Here is a 21565-nt window from a genome sequence, read left to right as displayed (position 1 = left end):
CCTGCGGGGGCGGGTTCAGCTGAAGCAGGACTTCTCAGAGGGCGTTGAGCTGGACCTTTCTTTTCTGGGACCGGGAATGTACTTGGTGTGGGTTGGGGAGCGGGTGTTTAGGGTTTTGAAGTAGGCGTAAACTAGTTGTAGTGCGGAGCGTAGCGGGGGTATTGTCGGCTAGCCATTGTTAGCTTCCCGCCTTTTCTTTACTTCTTCTTTCAAATTGTACAAATTAGAAAGATAAACACCTTTTTCTTTTAACCTTTTCTTTAACAGCTCATTATCAAGATCTCCTATTGTTACTAACCATAATTGTACATTATCTTTCGACTTATCTAAAAAATCGATCAGGTTATACAACGTATGTTCTGAAAATCTTATTCCTTTCACTTCAACTATCCAATCTTGATCTCCATTTTTAATTAAAAAGTCTGGAACATACCTAAAGCCTCTTTCTTTTGAGTACTTTTTTAAATCCTTAATGACTTTTGATATTTTAGGTATTTTAACATCGTGATCACTGTTCATTATTTCTTTATCCATCAGTTGACCACTAAGAAATGGTAATATATCGGCAAAATCTTTTTCAGCCATACTATTAAACTGATGCCTTTTTACTCTGGATTTATGTATAATCTTTATTTCCTCCTCAATATCAGAACTTAATCGAATCGAAAGTTTTTCTTCAAGGAATTTCTCTAATGATGGAAGAACATTATCGATTATATCTTGAATCTCATCTTTTGTTACATCAATTTGATAGTGTTCTATTTGGTTTCTAAAGTTATTTAACTCTATCAATGTTTTCTGGAAGTCATCATCAAGTTTTTCAACAAAGGCACAAACTCGATCTATAGCCTCTGTATAAGTAACCGTATGTGGGGGTTTTTCAAGATAGAAGATTCCGATTCCCGAGCTATTTGCTTGATTTTGCTTTCTAGTTGCTGCCTTCAAATCGCTAAAAATTAGGTATTCACTTTTTCTCACTAGTACTTCTTTCATAAGTAATTCAACTCCATGGTGAATAAACATTAAAGCTTCTTTTAGATACATCTTATCTTTATCGACATTCTCTGAGCTCTCTTGAAATGTGTTATATGCTTTAATCCCTTTCCTTAGAGAATGCTCTCCATTTTCAATTAAAGTAATTGTGATTTTATTCATTTACTGTTTTTTGTTTTGGTGGAAGCTAACGGGTTGTGCAGCCGCAGTACGCAGCGGAGTATTATCGGCTAACTTGTGCCATGTTCATTTTTATCTGGCAAAGCAGGAAAAATTACAACTCTCCCTAATTGATCATTGATAGCATCTCTACATTTTTTTGCATATTCCAGATCATCGCTCTCTTTAACATACCTTGCTACGTGAAATAGGTCAGGTGTTTTTATCAAAGCGATCTTTTCTCTTTCTGCGCCCGAAACACATTTTTGTGTAAAATCCACATCTCTAGTTTTGGGATCTAACAACCTTTGAGGATTTCCAAAAAGTATTCCAGTTGCCATTTCTTCTACATCCTCTCTTTCATAATCCTCTAGGATTAGATCATTTAATTGCCGGAACTTACCTATGTGAATAGCCTTATTGTCTTTTCCTTCACATTCTCCAATGTACCTTTTATTCTCAGGTGATAATATTACTTGATCTAGTTCCAAAACCCCATCATCATAATTTTCCGCCTTATATCCTAATAAATGTAATGCCATTATAACGGACTTTTCAAGACTTTTTCCCGTTTCATATAAGAGACCAAGTAGAGCTCTTTCTTCTTTAAGATTTATCTCTAATTCAGAAATTTCCGACTTAATTTCTTCAATTTTTTTGTTTTTCAATTGAATCATTTTATCAATTCTAGTAGATTCCTTCAATTCGTAACTTTCTTGATCAATCCAACTTGGTGGAGGAGTAATTTCACTTCTTGTATTTATTTCTTTATCTAGCTTGACGATATGTTGTAGTAACCTTTTTCCAGTCTCTTCTTCTAAAGTAGCTATTTTAGAGTTTCCTTCAACAGCAAAAAGAAAACTCTTATTCTGAAATGTAGGCAATAAGACTATTGCTCCTTTGTTTTTATAAATCACGCTGCTAACGACTTTACTTTTATTTCTATCTAAAAGTAAATTCCTTACCGCTTTTTCTTCAATAACAATTGCACAACTGTATTCAATATCTTCGTAAAAGTCTTTATGAAATGCTTTTATAAGTTGATTATCTGGTAATGTTGTTTTCCCTTTGGAAAAATTAAACGCGCATTGAATAGGCAAGAAACTATAATTGTTTAACTTTTCTGAATCTTCAGTTCCCGTATATGGTTTAATATCTGCTGGATAAGCGTAAAACTCTTCAGGCTTAGGCATAATCACAAATATGGAATTGCCTATTTCTAAAAAATTATTTATTTCATCTTTCAAATATTTAAATTTGTCTCTGAGTTGAACTGATGAGTTCTTTGATAATAATGACTTCCCTTTATATGGATTATAAATAGTGTCCTTTGGATAAAAAGTTGTTATATTTTTAGGATGGAAAATCACTATATCATAATCAGACATAGAAAATAGGTCATTAAATCCAACAGTATCCACATTTTTTTTTGAACCAAGGTCAATTCCGACTCCTAATATTTTTTTCATTCTCAGGTTTAATTTGATTGAGCATAACGCGGATTGAATATCTGCCATCCAGAGCGCATGCGGATTATAGTCAGGTAGCTAGTGGTTCTGTATGTTTTCTCACTCTTCTTCTTTCCAGTTTAAATAAAACTTAAATATCAAATCCATGACAAATATTTTCATATCCTGAACTAATACAATATCTCTTGCACTTCCTTTTTCTAAAGTCGACTCTATTCTTTCTACGGCTTGTCTTACCTGATTTGTTATGGCCCCTTTGAATGAGGCTTTATCTTTGTATCTTCCTGCTGCTATTAATTCGGCAACTTCTTCATCAGAAAATTCTTTATGGGTTTTAGTTGCTATGTCAGTGTAATAAACTCCTTTTTCTAACACCTCAATAGAAGTCTTCCTTATTGCTTTTAATACTTCTTCATACTGGTTATAAACCTTGTTATCTTGTTGTCGCCTGACTCCAGAGGATATTACATCGTACACTGCCGAGTAATCGTTGTCTAAATCTTTTGCAATTTCTTTACAGGCTTCGTAAATATCGTTAGTATCGGTTATAAAGATTTTCTTTTTTAAAGTAGAATTTATCCCTTTTAACTCTAAAGTCTTCGGACAAATAAACTGAACTAGGAAAGCATTCTTTAAGGAAGCGTTACAAATTTCCTCAATAACCTCTTTTGAAAATTCCACATTTAGATGTTTCACTCCTTTTTTTATGAGTTCTTCAACTTCATTACTGGTTAAGTAATCAAAGTTGATATGCTTTAATCGTCCTGATAAGTCTGGATTGTTCTTTAGTGCCCGATTAGGTGCACTAGGTATTCCTATTAATAAGAATTGTATCTCTTCATCAATGAAATGCTTCAAATCCTCAGATAGTATATTGTTAAATTCGGGGTTGACAAGATGATAATCTTCCAGTATTATGATTAAATGCTCCTTATCATGGATGTTATTGCAAAGAAAATTTACATCCACTCTTACTTTCGCATGTTCCTCAGTTTTTGCGTAGCTATAATTTGCGTGAGCAGATACACCAGTAGAAGTGTCAAAGGTCTCGGGAACTTTTATAGTCATACTGGTTGATGTCGAATGACCAATACCACTTGTATCCGTAGTTGTAATTATTTGTCCTAATTTAAGTTCGGAGGCAATAAGGTTATACAAATCAGAAATTTGCGATTTTTTGTTACATCTAAAAATTACGGTAGTGAATTCTTCTTCAGAAAAAAGATTTTTCCGGTAGACAGTTTTTCCACTTTTGGAATACCCCAGAAAGAGTAAAGCTCTCTCCTTGTTCTTCACAGTCTGTAAAATATCTAAACGGATGGCGTTCCTACTAACAAATGTATATTTGGGTATTCCTCCAGTTTTGAAGACCTCTTTTAAATTTAATTCAGGTTTACCAAAAATTAGATTTTTCAGAATTTTTATCATCATTTTTATTTTTTTTTAACGCTATCCTAAGCCAACATTACAGTCGTTAACTTGATACAGACAGCTACCACGATCAAAGCCTGACAATTCTATTTTTCTAAGTACTTCCAACTTATCTCTTCGTGTTCAACTTCGCTCTCATCAATAAAAACAACTTTGTTTACTTTTATTGAAAAATTCTCTTTGTTCAATTCCCTGTACCATTTATCTTTTTTGAACTCGGCTTGCCAAAGTCCACCAGTTCCGCCCCCTCCCCCTAATGACAGTTCATAGTTACCGCTAGAACCTGCTGAAAAATCCGCTTTTAATCTTTCTGGGTCGTACTGATTGGGTTCATCCGTTATTTTCGCAACTCCTTCAAAGCCTCTATTATATTCGTCAGAGTATTTGAATTCAGTTATCATATACCTGATATCTTTATTAAATGGATTTCTAAAACTTACATTTCCATTGTAATAACATTCCTGAAGACAAGCACCATAAATGTCTTTTATATTGTAGATCATTCCATTTAACTTCTCGTTGATATCCATTTGCTGTAAAACTTGCCTTTCTATGCTATCGTACTGAATAGACAAATCAGATATTAGCTTTCGGTAAGTTGTTTCAAAGTTTCCTTTCTGATTAAGAGCATCTTTGATGTAATTTATTTTCTGTGGCTTGAGAGTGTCAATGTTAGCCAATAATTGCTCGATTACAGAAGCATCAACTGTACCTACTTTTTTATCGAGTGTATCTGTACAGCTCCAAAAGAAAATGACTAGAGAAAGAAAAGTTAGAAGAGTTGGAATTTTCATAATTGTTTATTTAGTGCACATCTAATCGTTCGCGAAGTCCTATTCCCTTATTCCCTGCCAACCTCATGCTCTTACTTACTCTAGGCACAAGCCTTTCAGCGTGTAAGCGGAAGCTGAAAAGGACAGTATCATCTGTTCTTCTGAAAAATAGGCTAAGCGGTAGGATTGATCTTCAACAATGAAGATAGAGAAATAAATCGAACCCTAAAATCTTTATTGCAGATTACGCATATTTTTTTCAGCCATTGCCAAACGTCCCCGTAAACGCAAGCGCTATAACGCTCTGTACCTCACAGACAAAAGCGCCCACCACTTCACACAGACCACCCCCCACCGTTCGTGGCGGTGGGATATCCCCCCGCTTAACGCAAAATCATTTACAATGGCAGTTAAGTCGAAATCAAAAGCGAAGACAACGGAATTTGAGAAGCTCGTAGCGAGCTACGCTGAGCGTGTGAACAACGGTGAGCTGACACCGCTCAAAGCGGTGCAGTACCGCGAGTTTGGTGACGTGCGTAGTCCGGGTGCCTTTACTATCCTGGATGCTCGCTACTGGAAAAGCTAACGCTTTACGCGGTATGCCCTTTCTTACTGACGAAACTGCGCTTGTCAGCATCTAGGGGTGCGGTGCAAGCGGGCATCTGACCAAAAATACATCATCTATCTATACTCCAATCCAAAAGTAAAGCTAAATCGGCTGCCCCAGCCAAAGCCATAGCGCCGATTTAGTCCCGGTCCTAGACTTACTTGGTGAGCCCATAAGGCGAACCTTAGTAAGTCTTTACCGGGATCTTAATCCTACTGCTGACGCAAAGCGATGCTTTGGTCTGCATGGCTTAGCGTGCGGTGCACGCAGCCATCTGGACTGGATATGCGCTCTGACGAAAACGTAATCAAGTTCAACTCAGTAGGCCACATTTGTCTTAATCCTACTCTGGACTGGATATGCGCTCTGACATTAAAGTAGGAATAGGGCAAAGTACAGTGTATGTAAAGTCTTAATCCTACTCTGGACTGGATATGTGCTCTGACTTAAAAACGGCCTCGCAAAGTGGGCTAAAGGACTTGGTCTTAATCCTACTCTGGACTGGATATGTGCTCTGACAAAAAAAACAAGCACATATAACATACAAAAGGAATATGGTCTTAATCCTACTCTGGACTGGATATGTGCTCTGACGGTGGCCAGCAACTTTCAACTGCGATGACAAACAAGCTGTCTTAATCCTACTCTGGACTGGATATGTGCTCTGACATTATGATCGCATTCTTTTGGGCTATCGGCTTACTAGGGTCTTAATCCTACTCTGGACTGGATATGTGCTCTGACTACATTGCAGACAAGCATGTGAAAAGATCGCAATAGTCTTAATCCTACTCTGGACTGGATATGTGCTCTGACATTATGATCGCATTCTTTTGGGCTATCGGCTTACTAGGGTCTTAATCCTACTCTGGACTGGATATGTGCTCTGACTACATTGCAGACAAGCATGTGAAAAGATCGCAATAGTCTTAATCCTACTCTGGACTGGATATGTGCTCTGACATTAGAAGCATTGAAGGATACTCTGACTTCTGGCTGTCTTAATCCTACTCTGGACTGGATATGTGCTCTGACCTTTCTGTGTTCGTGTCAAAGCTTGATGTTTTCATCGGGTCTTAATCCTACTCTGGACTGGATATGTGCTCTGACTCGCCAAGATCTTCTAAAGATCGGGGCATAATGAGTCTTAATCCTACTCTGGACTGGATATGTGCTCTGACATGAAAGTTTTTCGCTATTTCATGATTCTTTTTATTGGTGTCTTAATCCTACTCTGGACTGGATATGTGCTCTGACATGAAAGTTTTTCGCTATTTCATGATTCTTTTTATTGGTGTCTTAATCCTACTCTGGACTGGATATGTGCTCTGACTCTTTAATTAGGGAGATAGAGGATAATATTTTGTATTGTCTTAATCCTACTCTGGACTGGATATGTGCTCTGACGATATATCTTATTCACAGATTAAGCAGCACCGGATGCAGGTCTTAATCCTACTCTGGACTGGATATGTGCTCTGACGTTGAGGACATGAAACTGGCGCTGAGTTAAGAACAAGTCTTAATCCTACTCTGGACTGGATATGTGCTCTGACCAACAAGATTTTTTACATTCAATCAACGCCGAACGGGTCTTAATCCTACTCTGGACTGGATATGTGCTCTGACCTACAAACCTTTGGAGGCCTTAAAAAATACGAACTAAGGTCTTAATCCTACTCTGGACTGGATATGTGCTCTGACGTAACTGTAAGCAATCAACAACAACAAAAACCTAAGTCTTAATCCTACTCTGGACTGGATATGTGCTCTGACGCTACGACTTCCCGGAGTACCAATACCCAAACGGTACGTCTTAATCCTACTCTGGACTGGATATGTGCTCTGACAGCTGCTGAGAGCCCTGAGAGGAAAGATTATCACCCCGGTCTTAATCCTACTCTGGACTGGATATGTGCTCTGACCCGATCTAAAAAAGCGGTACAACAAAGGTGACATCGTGTCTTAATCCTACTCTGGACTGGATATGTGCTCTGACCGCTGACGGCCTTCTTTATGGCGGGAGTCTGCTGGGGTCTTAATCCTACTCTGGACTGGATATGTGCTCTGACAAAGATTACGGTACCGAAGGTAGCCCTAATCTTGGGTCTTAATCCTACTCTGGACTGGATATGTGCTCTGACTTCTTTTAAACTCGTCCTAGCGAGTATAAACAGGGTGTCTTAATCCTACTCTGGACTGGATATGTGCTCTGACGAATGCTGTCACGACGGTCTGATTGGACTAGACAACGTCTTAATCCTACTCTGGACTGGATATGTGCTCTGACTCATGTAGCTGTGATGCTACACCGTCAGAAGAATCAGTCTTAATCCTACTCTGGACTGGATATGTGCTCTGACATCTGATTGCAGGTTTTATTGGGTGCTGGTTTTTATAGTCTTAATCCTACTCTGGACTGGATATGTGCTCTGACTGCAATCTCTATAACTAGCTGAATAACAAACCATTAATATCAAAGAACTTGAAATTTTAACACTTTTTAACAGGGGTTTTTCGTTTGAGACCACTGCTTTTACTTAATAGATCATTACCGAACAGGAAGTACAACTCCCTGCCGGAATACAAGCAATATACGCAAATTCAGGCGGATTCGTTCCATTGCTATAGGGATATTTTTTATTGCCTTGCACCAGCCCCCTCTCCTACTGCAAACTCGTCACCTCTCTTTTAAACATCTCTCCATTCCCGTGCAACCACATAGACGTTTACCGCTCTACATATTCTCATTAATCCACCGCCTTGATTTTGCTATCATTTTAAGAATAGCTTTTCCCTCCTCGTGATTAATTTCAAACCTTGCACTACCTATCTCTACAAAATAGAACCACTTGTCAAATGAGTTTTGGTCGTAAAGCAAACCCCAGGTTAATCCATCTTCAAAATCAATGCGCCACGAGCTATTATATTCCTGTTTCTGCTGCCCGTAGATAAGGCTAACTGACTTTTCCAGAAAGGTAATAAGAGAATTAATATCCTCTATCTGTAAAAAAATCTCCCCTTTATTAGTTTCAACCACTGACGTTCTTGACCGACCTATGGCGATACCTAAGTCTCCCGTCAAGGCAACCCCCGCGCTACTCATCGTTTGAGATACTTCTTCAGACGCCACCCTTACACTAATTCCAGCGATATGCTTCACACTATCTGACCCGCTTTCCCTAATACGAATGCTTAGCAAGCTCATTTCCAAACCACTATCATCTCCACTCCTGAGGTTATTAAACACTTTTTGGTACTGCTCAATAACCTTAACCTCAGAATAGGTGTATTCCTGCTGGGCAAAGGATCTTGTGCCTCCTAAGGCAGCATTCAGTAAAACCAGGAATGCTAAATACTTGATATTGAAATTCATTTTTCATTTTTTTTAAAGAACTGACTCTTTTACCGACTCACCAAGACCCGCTTCGTCACCGGCGCACGCCCCTCACCCTGCACAGTTACAAAAAGGAGACCTGATGCGGAATAAGCCCCCCTCAGGTCAATCAGGAGCTGAGTTTCCGTGGTCTGGGCGGTGTAGACCGTCTGGCCTACAGCGTTGCGGACGACTACGGTGCTGCCCTGTTCCCGGTACGGAAGGGAGACGGTAAACTGCCCGTCATTAGGGTTAGGGAATAGAGTAAAGCCACTATCATTACTACCTCCAACTAAAGGCATAGGGGCAGAGAGTGTGACACTAGGCCCTACTTCAAAACCAGAATTTTCACCATCACATAACGATCTTACACGCCACTGTACCGTAGCGCCAACGGGTAGATTATTGACCGTGTAGCTGCTACTGACCGGGACATCGATAGAAACGCCATCCCCACCGATAGGACGGTACTGGAAGCGGTAGGCTGTTGCCTCCGCTACTGCATCCCAGGAAAAGGTGGCAGAGGTGGCGGACTGGGACTGGGCTAACAGATTGGCCGGTTTGGGGCATGGGGCTATGCCGATAAGGAATTCGCCCGTTTCCGACCACGGAGTGTCACCGTCCGGGCAGATAGCTTTGACCCGCCATTGATAGCCTGAGCCAAAGGTCAAATCAGTGATATCCACGCTGTTGCTCGTTACCGTTAGGGAAACCACTGCAATGGCCGGCGCTCCATTCTCCAGGTATTGAACCTGGTACTCCGTAGCTCCCAGCACTGCGTCCCAGGCGAGGGTGGCACTGTCATCCGTGAGGTCGATGGCTTGTAGGCTGACAGGGGCTTCACAACCGTTTTCCAGCAGGTCGCAAATATCATTTGCGTTGGTATCGATGAGCTGCCCTGCACAGTTACAATCTGTGCCGTAAACATCATTTTCTGTGCAGTCATCCCCATCATCACAGGGAGAACCGATAAGGGCATTATCGAGGTCCGGGCAATCATCCTGACTATCGCAAATGCCATCACCGTCCATATCTGAGCAGGCAGATGTGGTAAAGGAAGCAATATCGGAATAAGGAGAATTTTCATCGCTGCATATGGCTCTGACCCTCCATTGGTAGGTTGTTGAGGGAAGCAGCCCTGGGAGGGTTACCTCTGTCATTGTGGTGGTCCCTGTGCTGACCGTATTAAGCGGGGCTCCCTGTACAATATACTGAATGAAATACTCTACTGCTCCCGGTACCGCTGGCCAGGAGATGGTGACGGTTGTACCTGATGTATTATTGGTAGAGAGATTGGTGGGGGCAGTGCAGCCCGTTGCACAGGGGCTACAAAGCGCGCCACCACAATCTATATCTGTCTCATCGCCGTTTTGTATGCCATCGCTGCAGGTTTCACAGGAGCCATCGTCCTGGGTGGCAGAAGGGTTATAGTTGTGGGCATTGGGATTGGTACAGCCTAATATTGCGGAACAGTCTAACTCATCTCCTCCGAAGGCCCAATTATAATCGTTGATTAATATATTCCTTGCGTCCTCGCCAGCGCAATATTTCAAGTTAGGGACCATGAGCTCAATACCATCCTGAACATTTTGATTGGCCCAACCAATCAGGGTACTATCATAGCTAGTTATGGACAACCCAACATCAAATAACATAAAAAACATATCAGTCACGTTACTAATATCCCAGCCCCCTATGTTCTGATCGAAAGAGGTTGCGCCTTCAAACATTTGGACCATAGAGGTCACATTGCTGACGTCCCAACCGCCTATATCCTGATTGAAAGCACTCGCTTGATTGAACATAAATCTTGTATCAGTTACACTACTTAGGTCCCAACCGCCTATATCTCCGTTGAAGGACGATGCGCCACTGAACATATATGTTATATCAGTCACATTACTGAGGTCCCAGCCGCCTATATCCTGATTGAAGGATTCTGCTCCGGCGAACATAGCCTTCATGTTTGTAACAGTATTGGTATTCCAGCTCCCTATATCTTGATTGAAAGCAATAGCTGAATGGAACATATAAAACATATCATTAACATTGCTGACGTCCCAGCCACCTATATCTTGATTGAAAGAACTTGCCTTCCAGAACATCCCATACATATTGGTCACACTGCTGACATCCCAGCCGCCTATATCCTGATTGAAAGATTCTGTTTGAAAGAACATCCCCCCTATATCGACCACACTACTGACGTCCCAGCCGCCTATATCTTGATTGAAGGAAGACGCAGATGAGAACATGCCAAACATATTTGTTACACTACTGACATCCCAGCCGCCTATATCCTGATTGAAAGACTCCGCGTATGAGAACATAGAACGCATATTAGTCGCACTGCTCACATCCCAGCCGCCTATATCCTGATTGAAGGATTCTGCACCTAAGAACATTCCTTCCAAACTTTGAACACCAGATAAATCGGGTTTGTCTATAGCTTGGCCTGCAAGGTTGGAACAACCCCTGAAGGCATACGCCATAGTAGACCATTCGATATCTCCCCATTGATCAACCGAAAGGATTTTTTCCTTATCCCCTTCATCATTAAAATAAATCCTCGGAAAATCCCCACGAATAGCCACCTGATATGTGCCCGGTGTACCATAATCATGGGTGATATCACCAGAAACCCCAAAGTCATCATACACGCCGTCATTCTCCCAGTCTACGTCATAGTTGTAGCCGCCGCCCGTGGTAGGAATGGTAATACAACTGGAGCAGGAAACGCCGGGGTTGTCGGTTTTCCAGGTAGTGATAAAAGCATTAAAGGTTGAGTTACACGGTGGGCATAAGGCACCTCCGCAGTCTGTTTCGATTTCATCTCCGTTTTGTATGCCATCACTGCAGGTCTCGCAGGAATCATCATGCTGGGTGGCGGCAGGGTTGTAGTTGTGGGCATTGGGGTTGGTGCAGCCTTGTATACCATAAGTTTGATGAAACCCTTGGCTAACAATTATCCCTCCGTTGATCAAAGTGGAAGTTGCAAGCTCGCCTAATGTCCAGCTAATATGTAGGTCACCGACCTGGGCTTCACTGCCTGAAGATCCTATGACAACCGGAGTGAAATTTTGTCCAGCACAGTCAATGCTAATGATGAAAAAGGTAATGTATAGAGCTATTAATCTGGAGATCATATTAATAGTTGTTTTCATTTATGATTTAAAGTCTTAGCAAGCGATGCCCAGAAACCAGAAAAAGATGTGTTCATGAGAAAGGGAATCTTGTTAAAAAGTCTTTATAGCCTCACACCAACTTCTATGGACAGGTGACTTGAGTACTAATAAAGCCTCCGCTGTTCGATACCGTTACCCGCCAACAATTCCCGTTAGGTGATGTCATGATCACCCCTTTTCCTACTTCTTCAATGTAGATATCTCCTGAGGTTGATCTTATTCCTCCTTCTGTACTGAATACATAATTAGATTTTTGAAAGGATGCTATTTCTGTCGGAACGTTACCATCAACGCCTATTTTAAATTTAATTGTTGAAAGTTCCGGATTTGATCGAATGATCAAACCATTCCCATTCTGGTGAGATAACACCCCTTTACCTGCTTGATCAGGCACACCAGTATAGTTAGGTGAACAATGTGATAACCTAGTAAAAGGCCTATCCGGCATTGAAGGGCTACCAGCAGTCAATGTTAGGGCCACATTAGAAAAGTTTGAATTATTTTGGTTATCTAAAAAAACAAAATCACGTTCACTTGCCACTTGTGTATTTCCAATTATTGACAATGGGCGACTTGGGTCAAAGTCGCTACCAAGTTCCTCAGCAATAGCAACACTACCCCCAGAATAGCTGATTCCACCGTTATATGGAGACCAAAACCCTGTATTCCCTGCATTTTTTGCGTAAAGCGCATAGGGTACTGAAAGCAATTGATTTGTACCTGCCAGAGTATAATCAGTACCACCAGTCTCGTCTATTTCGAGTTGCAGATAATGTGTGCTCACAGCCCAATTAATGGCTGAGAAGCTCCCTGATAAAGGGTCTCCACTACCTACTTGAACCGAAAACAATCCAAGAGAATTTGTTGTAACATTATGGGTTTCAGCATAACTTATTGTACCAGATGTAGACCCTTCCAGTATACTGATGCGCAAGCTGATTTGTTGATCTGATAATGGTGAACCTGATAGATCTCGGGCAACTCCCTGATAATTCATCTTTTCAGGTGCTTGAGCAAAAGATGTGGCAAAAAAGAATAAAGTAAAAAGCGGTGCTAAAATCAATAATCTCATTGATATTTTATTTTAGAAAGTTTAATAAAACGGCTCCTTTGCTTGTGGAGAGTCAGTAAAAAAGGAATTCCTATCCCACCTGATATGCACCAGTAATACTATAGTCGTATATAACATCCCCGGAAACCCCAAAGTCATCATACACGCCGTCATTCTCCCAGTCTACGTCATAGTTGTAGCCGCCGCCCGTGGTAGGAATGGTTATACAGCTGGAGCAGGAAATGCCGGGGTTGTCGGTTTTCCAGGTGGTGATGAAAGGTGCTGTATTTTCGATTTTAGAGGGGATGGCTCCGAATAAACCTGTGGGGATCCACAACAAGGGGCACAGTCCTGTAAGCAGGTGAAGGGCTCTCAAGGGAGCGATGCTTGATGAAGGCATATTTGTTTGGTTTTTTGTGTTATTTGTTTTGCTTGGTATAGCTGTCAGGTACCGTCACAGACGCATCCGTACAGCAGACCCCTTAACCTCATTTCCCTTCATGATTCCACGGCAAGGGAAAATATGAAAAGTGGTATAAAAGCCCCTAGTAGAACACAGCCTACGTTGGGATCACAATAAATGGGTTAATAGATTGGTGCTAAGAAAAATCAATATCTGCGCTTAGACAATGATTTATGTCAAAGATAGGTTTTCTGCATTTTCCCTGCAAATATCCAAGGTCTAGCCTGAAAATTATTTTTAGTGAGTTCGGCTAGAATAACCTTTGGCTATCCTTTTGTCTCTACCGCTGACAGGGCCTTTGGGGCAAGGCATCTCCTTCCCCCAAAAGTACCCATCAGGAGCAATGGTGGATCGGTGCTTTTACCGGGCCACCAAGACCCGCTTCGTCACCGGCGCACTGTGCCCATCGGCAACCGTAATCAGTAATAGCTGATGGCTGGATTTCCAATCGGAAAGATCCAGCTCCAGTTGCTTTTGGCTATCGACCGGTAGGCGGTAAAGTTGTTGTCCCAAGATACTGCTTACTGTGACTACGCCCGAGAAGGGCTGCTCGAAGACCAGGTAAGCTTTGTCCCGTACAGGGTTGGGGAAAAGCTTGAATGGATTGCCCGATGCCTCTTGTACCGGGGTGCTGAAGTTTTGATAGTCCTCATCCCCGCCGCTCAGCTCGGACCAAGTAGTACCTGGTACAGCCAGATTAAGAGCAGGGCCGTTGACAAAGCTGGAGTTTTCAGTTCCACACAAAGCACGCACCCGCCATTGAACGGTAGCACCTTGGGTAAAATCAGTAATAAGTACTTCATTATCTGTTACATCTATACTGACACCATCCTCTCCTATTGGCCGGTACTGAAAGCGATAACTCTCTGCCTGAGGTACTTCAGACCAGGAGAAGGTACCACTTGTAGGAGATTCAACCACAGCGTCTAAGTTAGTTGGGGGCGTACAGCCCTCTTCCAAGTCACAGATTCCATTATCATTGGTATCTAAAAGAGTGCCTGCACAGCCACAATCGACCGTGTATATGTCATTTATTGTGCACTCATCTTCGTCGTTACAAGGCTGACCTTCCAAATCATTTACCACAGTCACAGTTGCGGTGCATTCTGAAGTGTTTCCAAATTGGTCGGTTAGAGTCAATACGATAAGTTGTTCCCCGGCATCAGCACAGCTGAACTGCGTTTGAGATAGCTCAATATCCATCGGTCCACAATTGTCTGACGAATTGATACCGATATCAGCGAAGCTAATAGTGCTGTTCTGTGTCGGTGTGACGCCCACCTGGATGTCCTCGCAAATCGCTACAGGCGGCACACTATCTTGTACACTGATAATCAATGAACTACTATCTATATTTCCAAAAGCATCTGTGAGGCTAAAGTCAAAAGCATACCATCCGTCTTCTGCACTAAGCTCAAACCGGTACACTGCGCTGTCCTCATCATACACCAAGGTATATTCCGGGGAGGTATTTGGAAAACTATCCGTCAAGCTAACAGCTAAGGTAAATGTATCAGCAACGGGGCAATTATCAGAGGGAATCAGCTCCAATGCTGTAGATATTGCACAAGAAGTATCGATTGTGGAAACCCAAAGGGTATCTTGTTGGAGTAACGTTCCCCAGAGGGTGGACACCGATAAATCGGGTGCAATCGTATCAGGCTTTACAAAGAGTGAAATTTGCAGGCTATCCGACGCGCTGTTTTCTAAGAACAAGGAGACGACAGTTGTATCTTCTGGTAGTACAGTACCTGCTACTGGATATTGCCCGATGACAAGGTTTCCAGCATCACCAGCACACCCTCCGGTAACGACCGCAGCTCCAGTCATATCCGGAACAATGGCCTCACAGTTGGCATTAAGTGTTAAGGTGGTATCTGTGATTGAAGAAGTAATGACGGACCCCAGCGTATCTGCTACGGTGATTTCAGAGATACAAACATCTGTGTTGCCTGCCGCATCCGAGACAAGTAAAAGAGCGAAATGAGTACCTAGCTCATCACAATCAGCCGAAGGAAAAGTGGAGTCCCATTCTGGAGTCCCACAATTATCTGCGCTCCCCCCATCAAGACTGCTGGGTGGAATAACGACCTGCCCGTTAGCCCCGAGATAAACCGTAATATCCTGGCATTGGGCATTAGGCGCATCCTGATCGGATAGTGTAATTGTACTGCTGCAGGTATCAGCTTTACCATTTGTGCCTTCCACATATAGCTCTACAGTTTGTACATCAGAGCTCATGCAGCTAAAGGTTAATTGATTAGCAGTGTAAGACAGACTGCCACAATTGCTGTATGACCCGTTGTCGAGGTCAAGTGGTACGATTTCTGCTACCCCCTCTGAATTGAGGCTGATGCTGAGGTCACGGCACAAAGCAACCGGGGCTTCTTCATTGATTACCGTTATTGTAGCAGTGCACATACCGATATTGCCGCTGGCATCTTCGGCAAGAATGACTATCTCATTATCCCCTATATCAACACAGGAAAGTTTTTCAGGTAATATAAGTGTATCTGTTAGGGAGCAGTTATCACCCAGAGAAGCCCCAAGTAAATCAAGTGTCACAATTTGAGCGTCATAGCCTGAAAGGTATACAGTTGTATCTTTACAAAGCAAGTCTGGAGGGGTACTATCGTTAATATAAATGGTAGAGGTACATTCAAATGTATCCAGCGTATTTGTAAGTGTTAGGATGACATTATGTGTGCCAATATCCTCACATGTAAATAATTCCTGGTTTAAACTGGCCTCCCAGTCTGAACAGCCTATATTAAAGAAAGTATCAATGAGTAACTCATCGGGTGAAAACAGAACCCCGTCTTCACTGGCTTCAGCAATAATAACCGGAGGGCATAGGCTTTCTTCTTCGAAGCCCGCCCTGACATCAATTGGCAAAACGGCAACAGATTCATTACCACAAATATCAGCAATTTGGATTTCTAATGAATGGAGACCAAGAGGAAAAACACCTGAAATGTTGAAGTTTGGATAGTTACCAGTCAGCACCTGCGGTAGAGCAGTGGGATTGCCTAGCTGCAGATAGTCAAAGAAAATGGAAACGGAGACGCTGTCTGTATCGTCACAATTTGTCTGAACCTCTACCGGAAGTATTACATTATCCAAACAATGCTCTATTCCGAATGGTGAAAATATATTCTCTTGGGGAAGATTGACACCGAAGTTAGTAACAGGGGCCATAGTATCTTGCTTTACAATGATCCTCTGAATAGCTTCTGCATGAGTCATATCACTGTAAGTCCCTCTCCAAATTCTATATAACGTGTCCGGACTGCCACACACACTGAGCGCATCAGCCAGCAATATACCTGTTTGGACGGTGCCACTTCCTGCTGTACTATCTGATGGGTAAAGATGTATTAGATCTGTCATATCCAAAGGATTGAACAGTATTAATGTATCGGCTTGTGGTATATGACAAATCTGATCTACTATCGTATCATTCGGTGGGGACAGCTTGCTTGAAGCCTGATTGAGAAATATATTTGTGACACAAGAAAATGTATCTGTTGGTATGCTCAATATCACCTCGATTTCATTATTGCCATATTGAAAATAGCTAGAGTGATTAGCAACTGCTGTTACACTCCAATCAGAGCAGGTCTCAAAGAGTAGAGAATCACTTAACAACTGATTAGGGGCAAAATCACCAATCTGATCAACAGAAAGTTCGAGCGGCTCATCAGAGCACAGCTCGCTAACATCATAGGGATTGGAAGTTACCGTTATTGTCCATTCTCCTGTGGATACCTTGGGTTCAAAGTAACACAGACTATCAAAGGCATAACGCCTGTAAGTAACGGTTTTATATGGGGATGGGGGAGTATAAGTCGGTTGATTGGCCCCAGGTATTGTGTCTGTGAAGTTATCCAGAGAGGAGCGCCAACTATAAGTGATATTATTACAGGAACTTGTAGCTGAGGTTATGCTGCCAATTTCCCGAGGGGTGCCTCCGTAACATATTGTATCCCCCGTTGTTTCGATACTACCTGGATCGATGCTTGTTGTTAACGTAACGGTAATGGTATCGGAAGCAGCGATATAGCTGTCTGTAGCGTAAGCAAAAACACCAACTTTTGCAATACCTGCTGCCAAAGGGACTAGTTGACCTGTACTTTTAACTTGCAGTACATTGTCTCCTTCGAGCACACTGAACAGTAAAGAAGCATCAGAATTAGATGTAACCGGTAATAAAAAAGCGGTTTGATCATTTAATTCAAGGGAAGTGTCCTGAAGATTAAAGAAAACAGGTATCGCTCTGGACTCGTAATGCTCGCCTAAGCTTTCCCTGTAGTTAATCATATCGTGAACTACCCTTAGCTGGAACCCATAAAAGAAGTCTTCATTGCGTCCCGTTCTCATTAAGTTTTTAGTGTCGTTTGGAACAAAAATGTAATTAGCATTAAATGTGGAATAATGAGACAATCCAAAGTTGTGCCCTAATTCATGTGCAAGAGTGGACCCAAGGCTTTGAATCGTACGGAATAAATGAGTTGCGACAACTCCATGTCTTGGAGGCGCATCAGTCGGCCCAAAACCATAGGAAGTCCCGCCTCCGTTCGCACCCCCAAAAAAGGAATCATTTTTATTTTGTCTAAGCATAACCATGTTAGAGAAATAGCTAGTATCAGGAATCTGGGCAACTGTAGAATTCCATTCAAGGAATTCAGGGTCATAGGAATTGCCATCGTTATTCAAATCCCATTCATACTCTTTGATACCAAGGTCTGTGAAATCGATAAAAATATTAGCAGCAGAGTAGATGTCTGCTATATAGGCTATTATCTGGTCCGATGCGCTTAACAGATGATGATCCGATTCGTCAGGGTACTTCACATAGGTGTAGGAGCACTTCAGCATTTTACGATCGGTAGCATGGATATCAAAGTAGGCTACCGAGTCCCCTTGTGCTACGAGATAAACCGTAAACAGCCCTGTGTCCATAGCCACCATAGCGATTTCCTCCTTTATTCCGGGAAATGCCTCTATGACTTCAAGCCGTAGTTTAGTTGTATCTGAAATGTGATAATCCAAATTACCTGCATGACTGGTTTTGCATACAAATGACTCGGTTTGGTACTTGTTTAGTAAAAGATATGGGAAATAATTGGACAATGTATCTACAATATAATTGGAGCTGTCCCTATGTGTAATCGAAAAGGTGCTGTCAGTGAATGAAGTTGCCTGACCAAGTAACTTGAACCAAACTCCTTCATCGCCTAAATTAGTCTTCCAGTCATTGCCAGTAGATTTTAAAATACGGTAACCACCAGACCACCAGTCAATACTATCAGGTTTCACCAATTCCCAAACGTAATCCTTATTAGGTTCCAAGACCAGTGAATCCGTTATGGGAATCATTTTAGTTGAGCTGCTAGGTTTTTCAATGGAAATCTCAGGGTCTATTACTTCCCTAATATAAGGCTGAGAATAGATCATAGGGCCTAAATCATCTACTGTACCCTCATAAAAATTGAGCATCATCATAGGGTTAGGCCCTGGCCAACCTGATTGTTCATAAAAAAAATGCTCAACCAAAATATGCTTTAGCTTCTTATCCTTCCCATTTAAGCGGAAATTTTGCTGAAAAACAGATCCTAGAGCATTCATATTATAATAATCAGGACCTGAAATCAGGGGAAGTTCAACGCTATACTGGGTTTGATAATTCACTTGACCCAGCCCTAGAAAAGGAAGGATGAAAAGTACTAGCAACAAAAGCTGGCGAATTGACAGATAAAGGCTCATGGCAATATGTTTTTTTTATTCATTGCCTAAACATAAAAGCCAGTTATCCTACACAGACGATTATGTGATAAAATAACCATTTATAGTGATTAGTACCTTATATTATGTGATAACATTTGACAACCGTACACTTTTTGCAGCTAGCTATAAGAGATAAATCCGGGTAGGTTCTTTGACATGTTGAGAAAATGAATAAGGAAGAGGAAATTAGTGGTTTCCTAGATCACAATCCCTCCTCCTTCTGAGCGGCTGTTACACTAATACTTTGAAAACCGCTTTGAAAAATTCATAATAATTGGGAAAATGACAATTGAAAGAAAAGGAAATAGTAACGATTGAAAGAATGGTCTGCTATATTCAATTTGACCGTTAGGAAAGAACCCTGAGAAAGCAGATTTAGGCGTGATTTGAAATAAAGAGGCTAATAAGAACGAAGCGATAGCGCTAAAACAAATGCTTACACTTAGGTAAAGGAATAAATGCTTGTCTGTTTTATCTGGCATAGCATTAGAATACTCTGTATACAGCAAGAACAATGTGTATCCTGGTAAAAGCGCTAATAAAAGCGGATAAAATACAGCTACAGCAGAATATTCAACCCAAGTTATTGGTTCACCCGCCTGGGGAGCTAAAACAACTGAATTAACCCCATAAAAGGCTATTGGAAAATAGAATAAAAGCGAAAAAGCACAAAAGAGGCTGTGAAGCAGCCGTCCAAACAGTAATGCCAAAACAGAAAATAAGACTAACAGACCTAAGAGTCTGTACAACCAATGGTCAAGACCGTAGCCATGCAAAAATATAAACAATGATTCACTCCCAAAGTATGTTACAACGGTAGACATAGACACTACAGCAGCTATACTTGCTAAGCTTTTGTTGTTCATCATGGGCGGTATTATTTGACTTATGTAAGAGCTTAAACGGGAAATCTTGGAGTTTGGCTAATCTTTTATGCCTTTTTTTAAAAAAATCTAATAATCAAGCCGATAGACCACATAACCTTCCACGTGGAGACCTTCGGGTTTCCCCTCTTATTTTTTACTACGCTGCCGTTTGCGCCCTGTACAAAGAGCCTACTGTTTCGGCGTACGCTATTGGGTTTTCTGAGCCCGAATAGCATCTGCCTATTGGGAAAAGTTTAAAAAATGTCCTGTTAAAGCGCATTATGAGGGAAGGTCAATGTCACTCATATTATAGTGATTTATATTTATAAAGCAAAGAGAACACCATCTGGAAACTATTCAACCTGTTGAAAAGAACAACATTTGGATTTATAGCACAAATCCGAATTTAAAAGGCTTTTAAGAAGAATTTGTCTGAGCAATGAATTGTAATTTGCTGTCACAAAAAACAATTAGTTACATGGCACCCTATTGTGATTCTTCTTTTTTTTGATTTATCTGAAAGGGAGTGAGGTACGATCTTTCTTGTGTGTCCGTTTGTATCTCATATCTCTTTCAGCCAAATACTATAGGAGGTCTAATGAATCCAATCAGCCTTGTGAGGCTTTCGGTTCCAACTTCAGCAATACATTGTTCTTTCATTGGTGTATAGTTATTGAGAAATCGTTTAATTTTTTATGCTAATGTTGTAAAGTTAAGGAACCGTTAGTCTCACTAAACACTTTGACAATCTAAGATTAAATCAGTATTGTTTGTTCATTCAGTAGTTGTCATGGGTATGCCTAGGTTTGTAGGAAGAAAAAAAAATTGTTTGTACAGCAATTCACTCAACACTATCGAGCTGGTTCCCCCAGTGTGTTTATTCTTCCAGTTTCCCAGCTGAACCGATACATGCCCATGACCTTTTTAACTCAAGGCAAAAGCACATAGCGCTCCAGTCAGACTGTTTTCTTTACATCCTCTTCAAGCAGTAGCCAAAGGCTACTGCTTTTTGCATCATTTGGTTGTTTGATCCTTCAGTGCATTAAAGATTGGAATCAGGTTGAAAAATAGTGTAGCTCATTTCCCTATGTACCTGCTCGATGAATGGGGGACCTAAGCGTTATTTCAGCGCATACTGTGCCGAAGGATATGTGTCACTTGTATTTAATTTATTTTCATATATTTGATTCTTATAAAGCTAGGATATAGGAAGCGTATGCGAGATATTTAGAATATTATTCCTTTTTAAAGCGTAATTCCGAACAATATATACAAATATCATGTTTTTTACGTGTAAATAATTCCAATTAACTGTCACAAAAAGTAAGAATACACTTTACGGTACCCTCTGGTTTTTCTGATTTTTGGTATGTCAAACGAAGGGTAAATTAAGTGAGCGTGCTTT

At 41.2% G+C, this 21565-nt stretch carries 11 protein-coding genes and 1 CRISPR repeat array; of the genes, 1 reads left to right on the top strand and 10 read right to left on the bottom strand.

Annotated elements, in window-relative coordinates:
• Nucleotides 1-168: 168 nt before the first annotated feature.
• The 4 genes from ACO08I_RS30060 to ACO08I_RS30045 form a co-directional block, all read right to left on the bottom strand.
• Complete coding sequence (locus tag ACO08I_RS30060) at nucleotides 169-1155, bottom strand: hypothetical protein (RefSeq protein ID WP_421948071.1); 987 nt, start codon at nucleotides 1153-1155, stop codon at nucleotides 169-171.
• Between the two features lie 68 nt (nucleotides 1156-1223).
• Nucleotides 1224-2621 (bottom strand): hypothetical protein, encoded by a 1398-nt coding sequence (locus ACO08I_RS30055; protein WP_421948070.1) that lies wholly within the window; start codon nucleotides 2619-2621, stop codon nucleotides 1224-1226.
• A 99-nt stretch (nucleotides 2622-2720) separates the two neighbouring features.
• Entirely contained in the window at nucleotides 2721-4052 is a 1332-nt protein-coding gene (locus tag ACO08I_RS30050) for a hypothetical protein (RefSeq protein WP_421948069.1), read from the bottom strand.
• A gap of 86 nt (nucleotides 4053-4138) precedes the next feature.
• Entirely contained in the window at nucleotides 4139-4846 is a 708-nt protein-coding gene (locus ACO08I_RS30045; protein ID WP_421948068.1) for a hypothetical protein, read from the bottom strand.
• A gap of 382 nt (nucleotides 4847-5228) precedes the next feature.
• Here ACO08I_RS30045 and ACO08I_RS30040 point away from each other — a divergent pair, with 382 nt between their 5' ends.
• Complete coding sequence (locus ACO08I_RS30040; RefSeq protein WP_421948067.1) at nucleotides 5229-5411, top strand: hypothetical protein; 183 nt, start codon at nucleotides 5229-5231, stop codon at nucleotides 5409-5411.
• 355 nt (nucleotides 5412-5766) lie between these two features.
• A CRISPR array of direct repeats spans nucleotides 5767-7869; the repeat unit is 37 nt; unit sequence GTCTTAATCCTACTCTGGACTGGATATGTGCTCTGAC.
• A 300-nt stretch (nucleotides 7870-8169) separates the two neighbouring features.
• Here the strand turns inward: ACO08I_RS30040 and ACO08I_RS30035 are convergent.
• The 6 genes from ACO08I_RS30035 to ACO08I_RS30010 form a co-directional block, all read right to left on the bottom strand.
• Nucleotides 8170-8808 carry a hypothetical protein gene (locus ACO08I_RS30035; protein WP_421948066.1) on the bottom strand — a complete coding sequence of 213 codons (639 nt, stop codon included), beginning with the start codon at nucleotides 8806-8808 and terminating at the stop codon, nucleotides 8170-8172.
• Nucleotides 8809-8837: 29 nt separating this feature from the next.
• Nucleotides 8838-11954, bottom strand: coding sequence for a BspA family leucine-rich repeat surface protein (locus ACO08I_RS30030; protein ID WP_421948065.1), 3117 nt, complete (start codon nucleotides 11952-11954; stop codon nucleotides 8838-8840).
• 121 nt (nucleotides 11955-12075) lie between these two features.
• Entirely contained in the window at nucleotides 12076-13065 is a 990-nt protein-coding gene (locus ACO08I_RS30025) for a hypothetical protein (protein WP_421948064.1), read from the bottom strand.
• Between the two features lie 70 nt (nucleotides 13066-13135).
• Complete coding sequence (locus ACO08I_RS30020) at nucleotides 13136-13444, bottom strand: hypothetical protein (protein ID WP_421948063.1); 309 nt, start codon at nucleotides 13442-13444, stop codon at nucleotides 13136-13138.
• A gap of 423 nt (nucleotides 13445-13867) precedes the next feature.
• Nucleotides 13868-19273: a hypothetical protein gene (locus tag ACO08I_RS30015; RefSeq protein ID WP_421948062.1), complete on the bottom strand. Its 5406-nt coding sequence runs from the start codon at nucleotides 19271-19273 to the stop codon at nucleotides 13868-13870.
• Nucleotides 19274-19530: 257 nt separating this feature from the next.
• On the bottom strand, nucleotides 19531-20163 hold the full coding sequence (locus ACO08I_RS30010) for a hypothetical protein (RefSeq protein WP_421948061.1): 633 nt from the start codon (nucleotides 20161-20163) through the stop codon (nucleotides 19531-19533).
• Between the last annotated feature and the right edge of the window lie 1402 nt (nucleotides 20164-21565).

It is taken from the genome of Phaeodactylibacter xiamenensis, assembly GCF_965229835.1.
GTDB classification, from domain to species: Bacteria; Bacteroidota; Bacteroidia; order Chitinophagales; family Saprospiraceae; genus Phaeodactylibacter; species Phaeodactylibacter xiamenensis.
The sequence above is the reverse complement of the archived record's forward strand: the minus strand, read 5'-3'. Positions and strand labels throughout refer to the sequence as shown.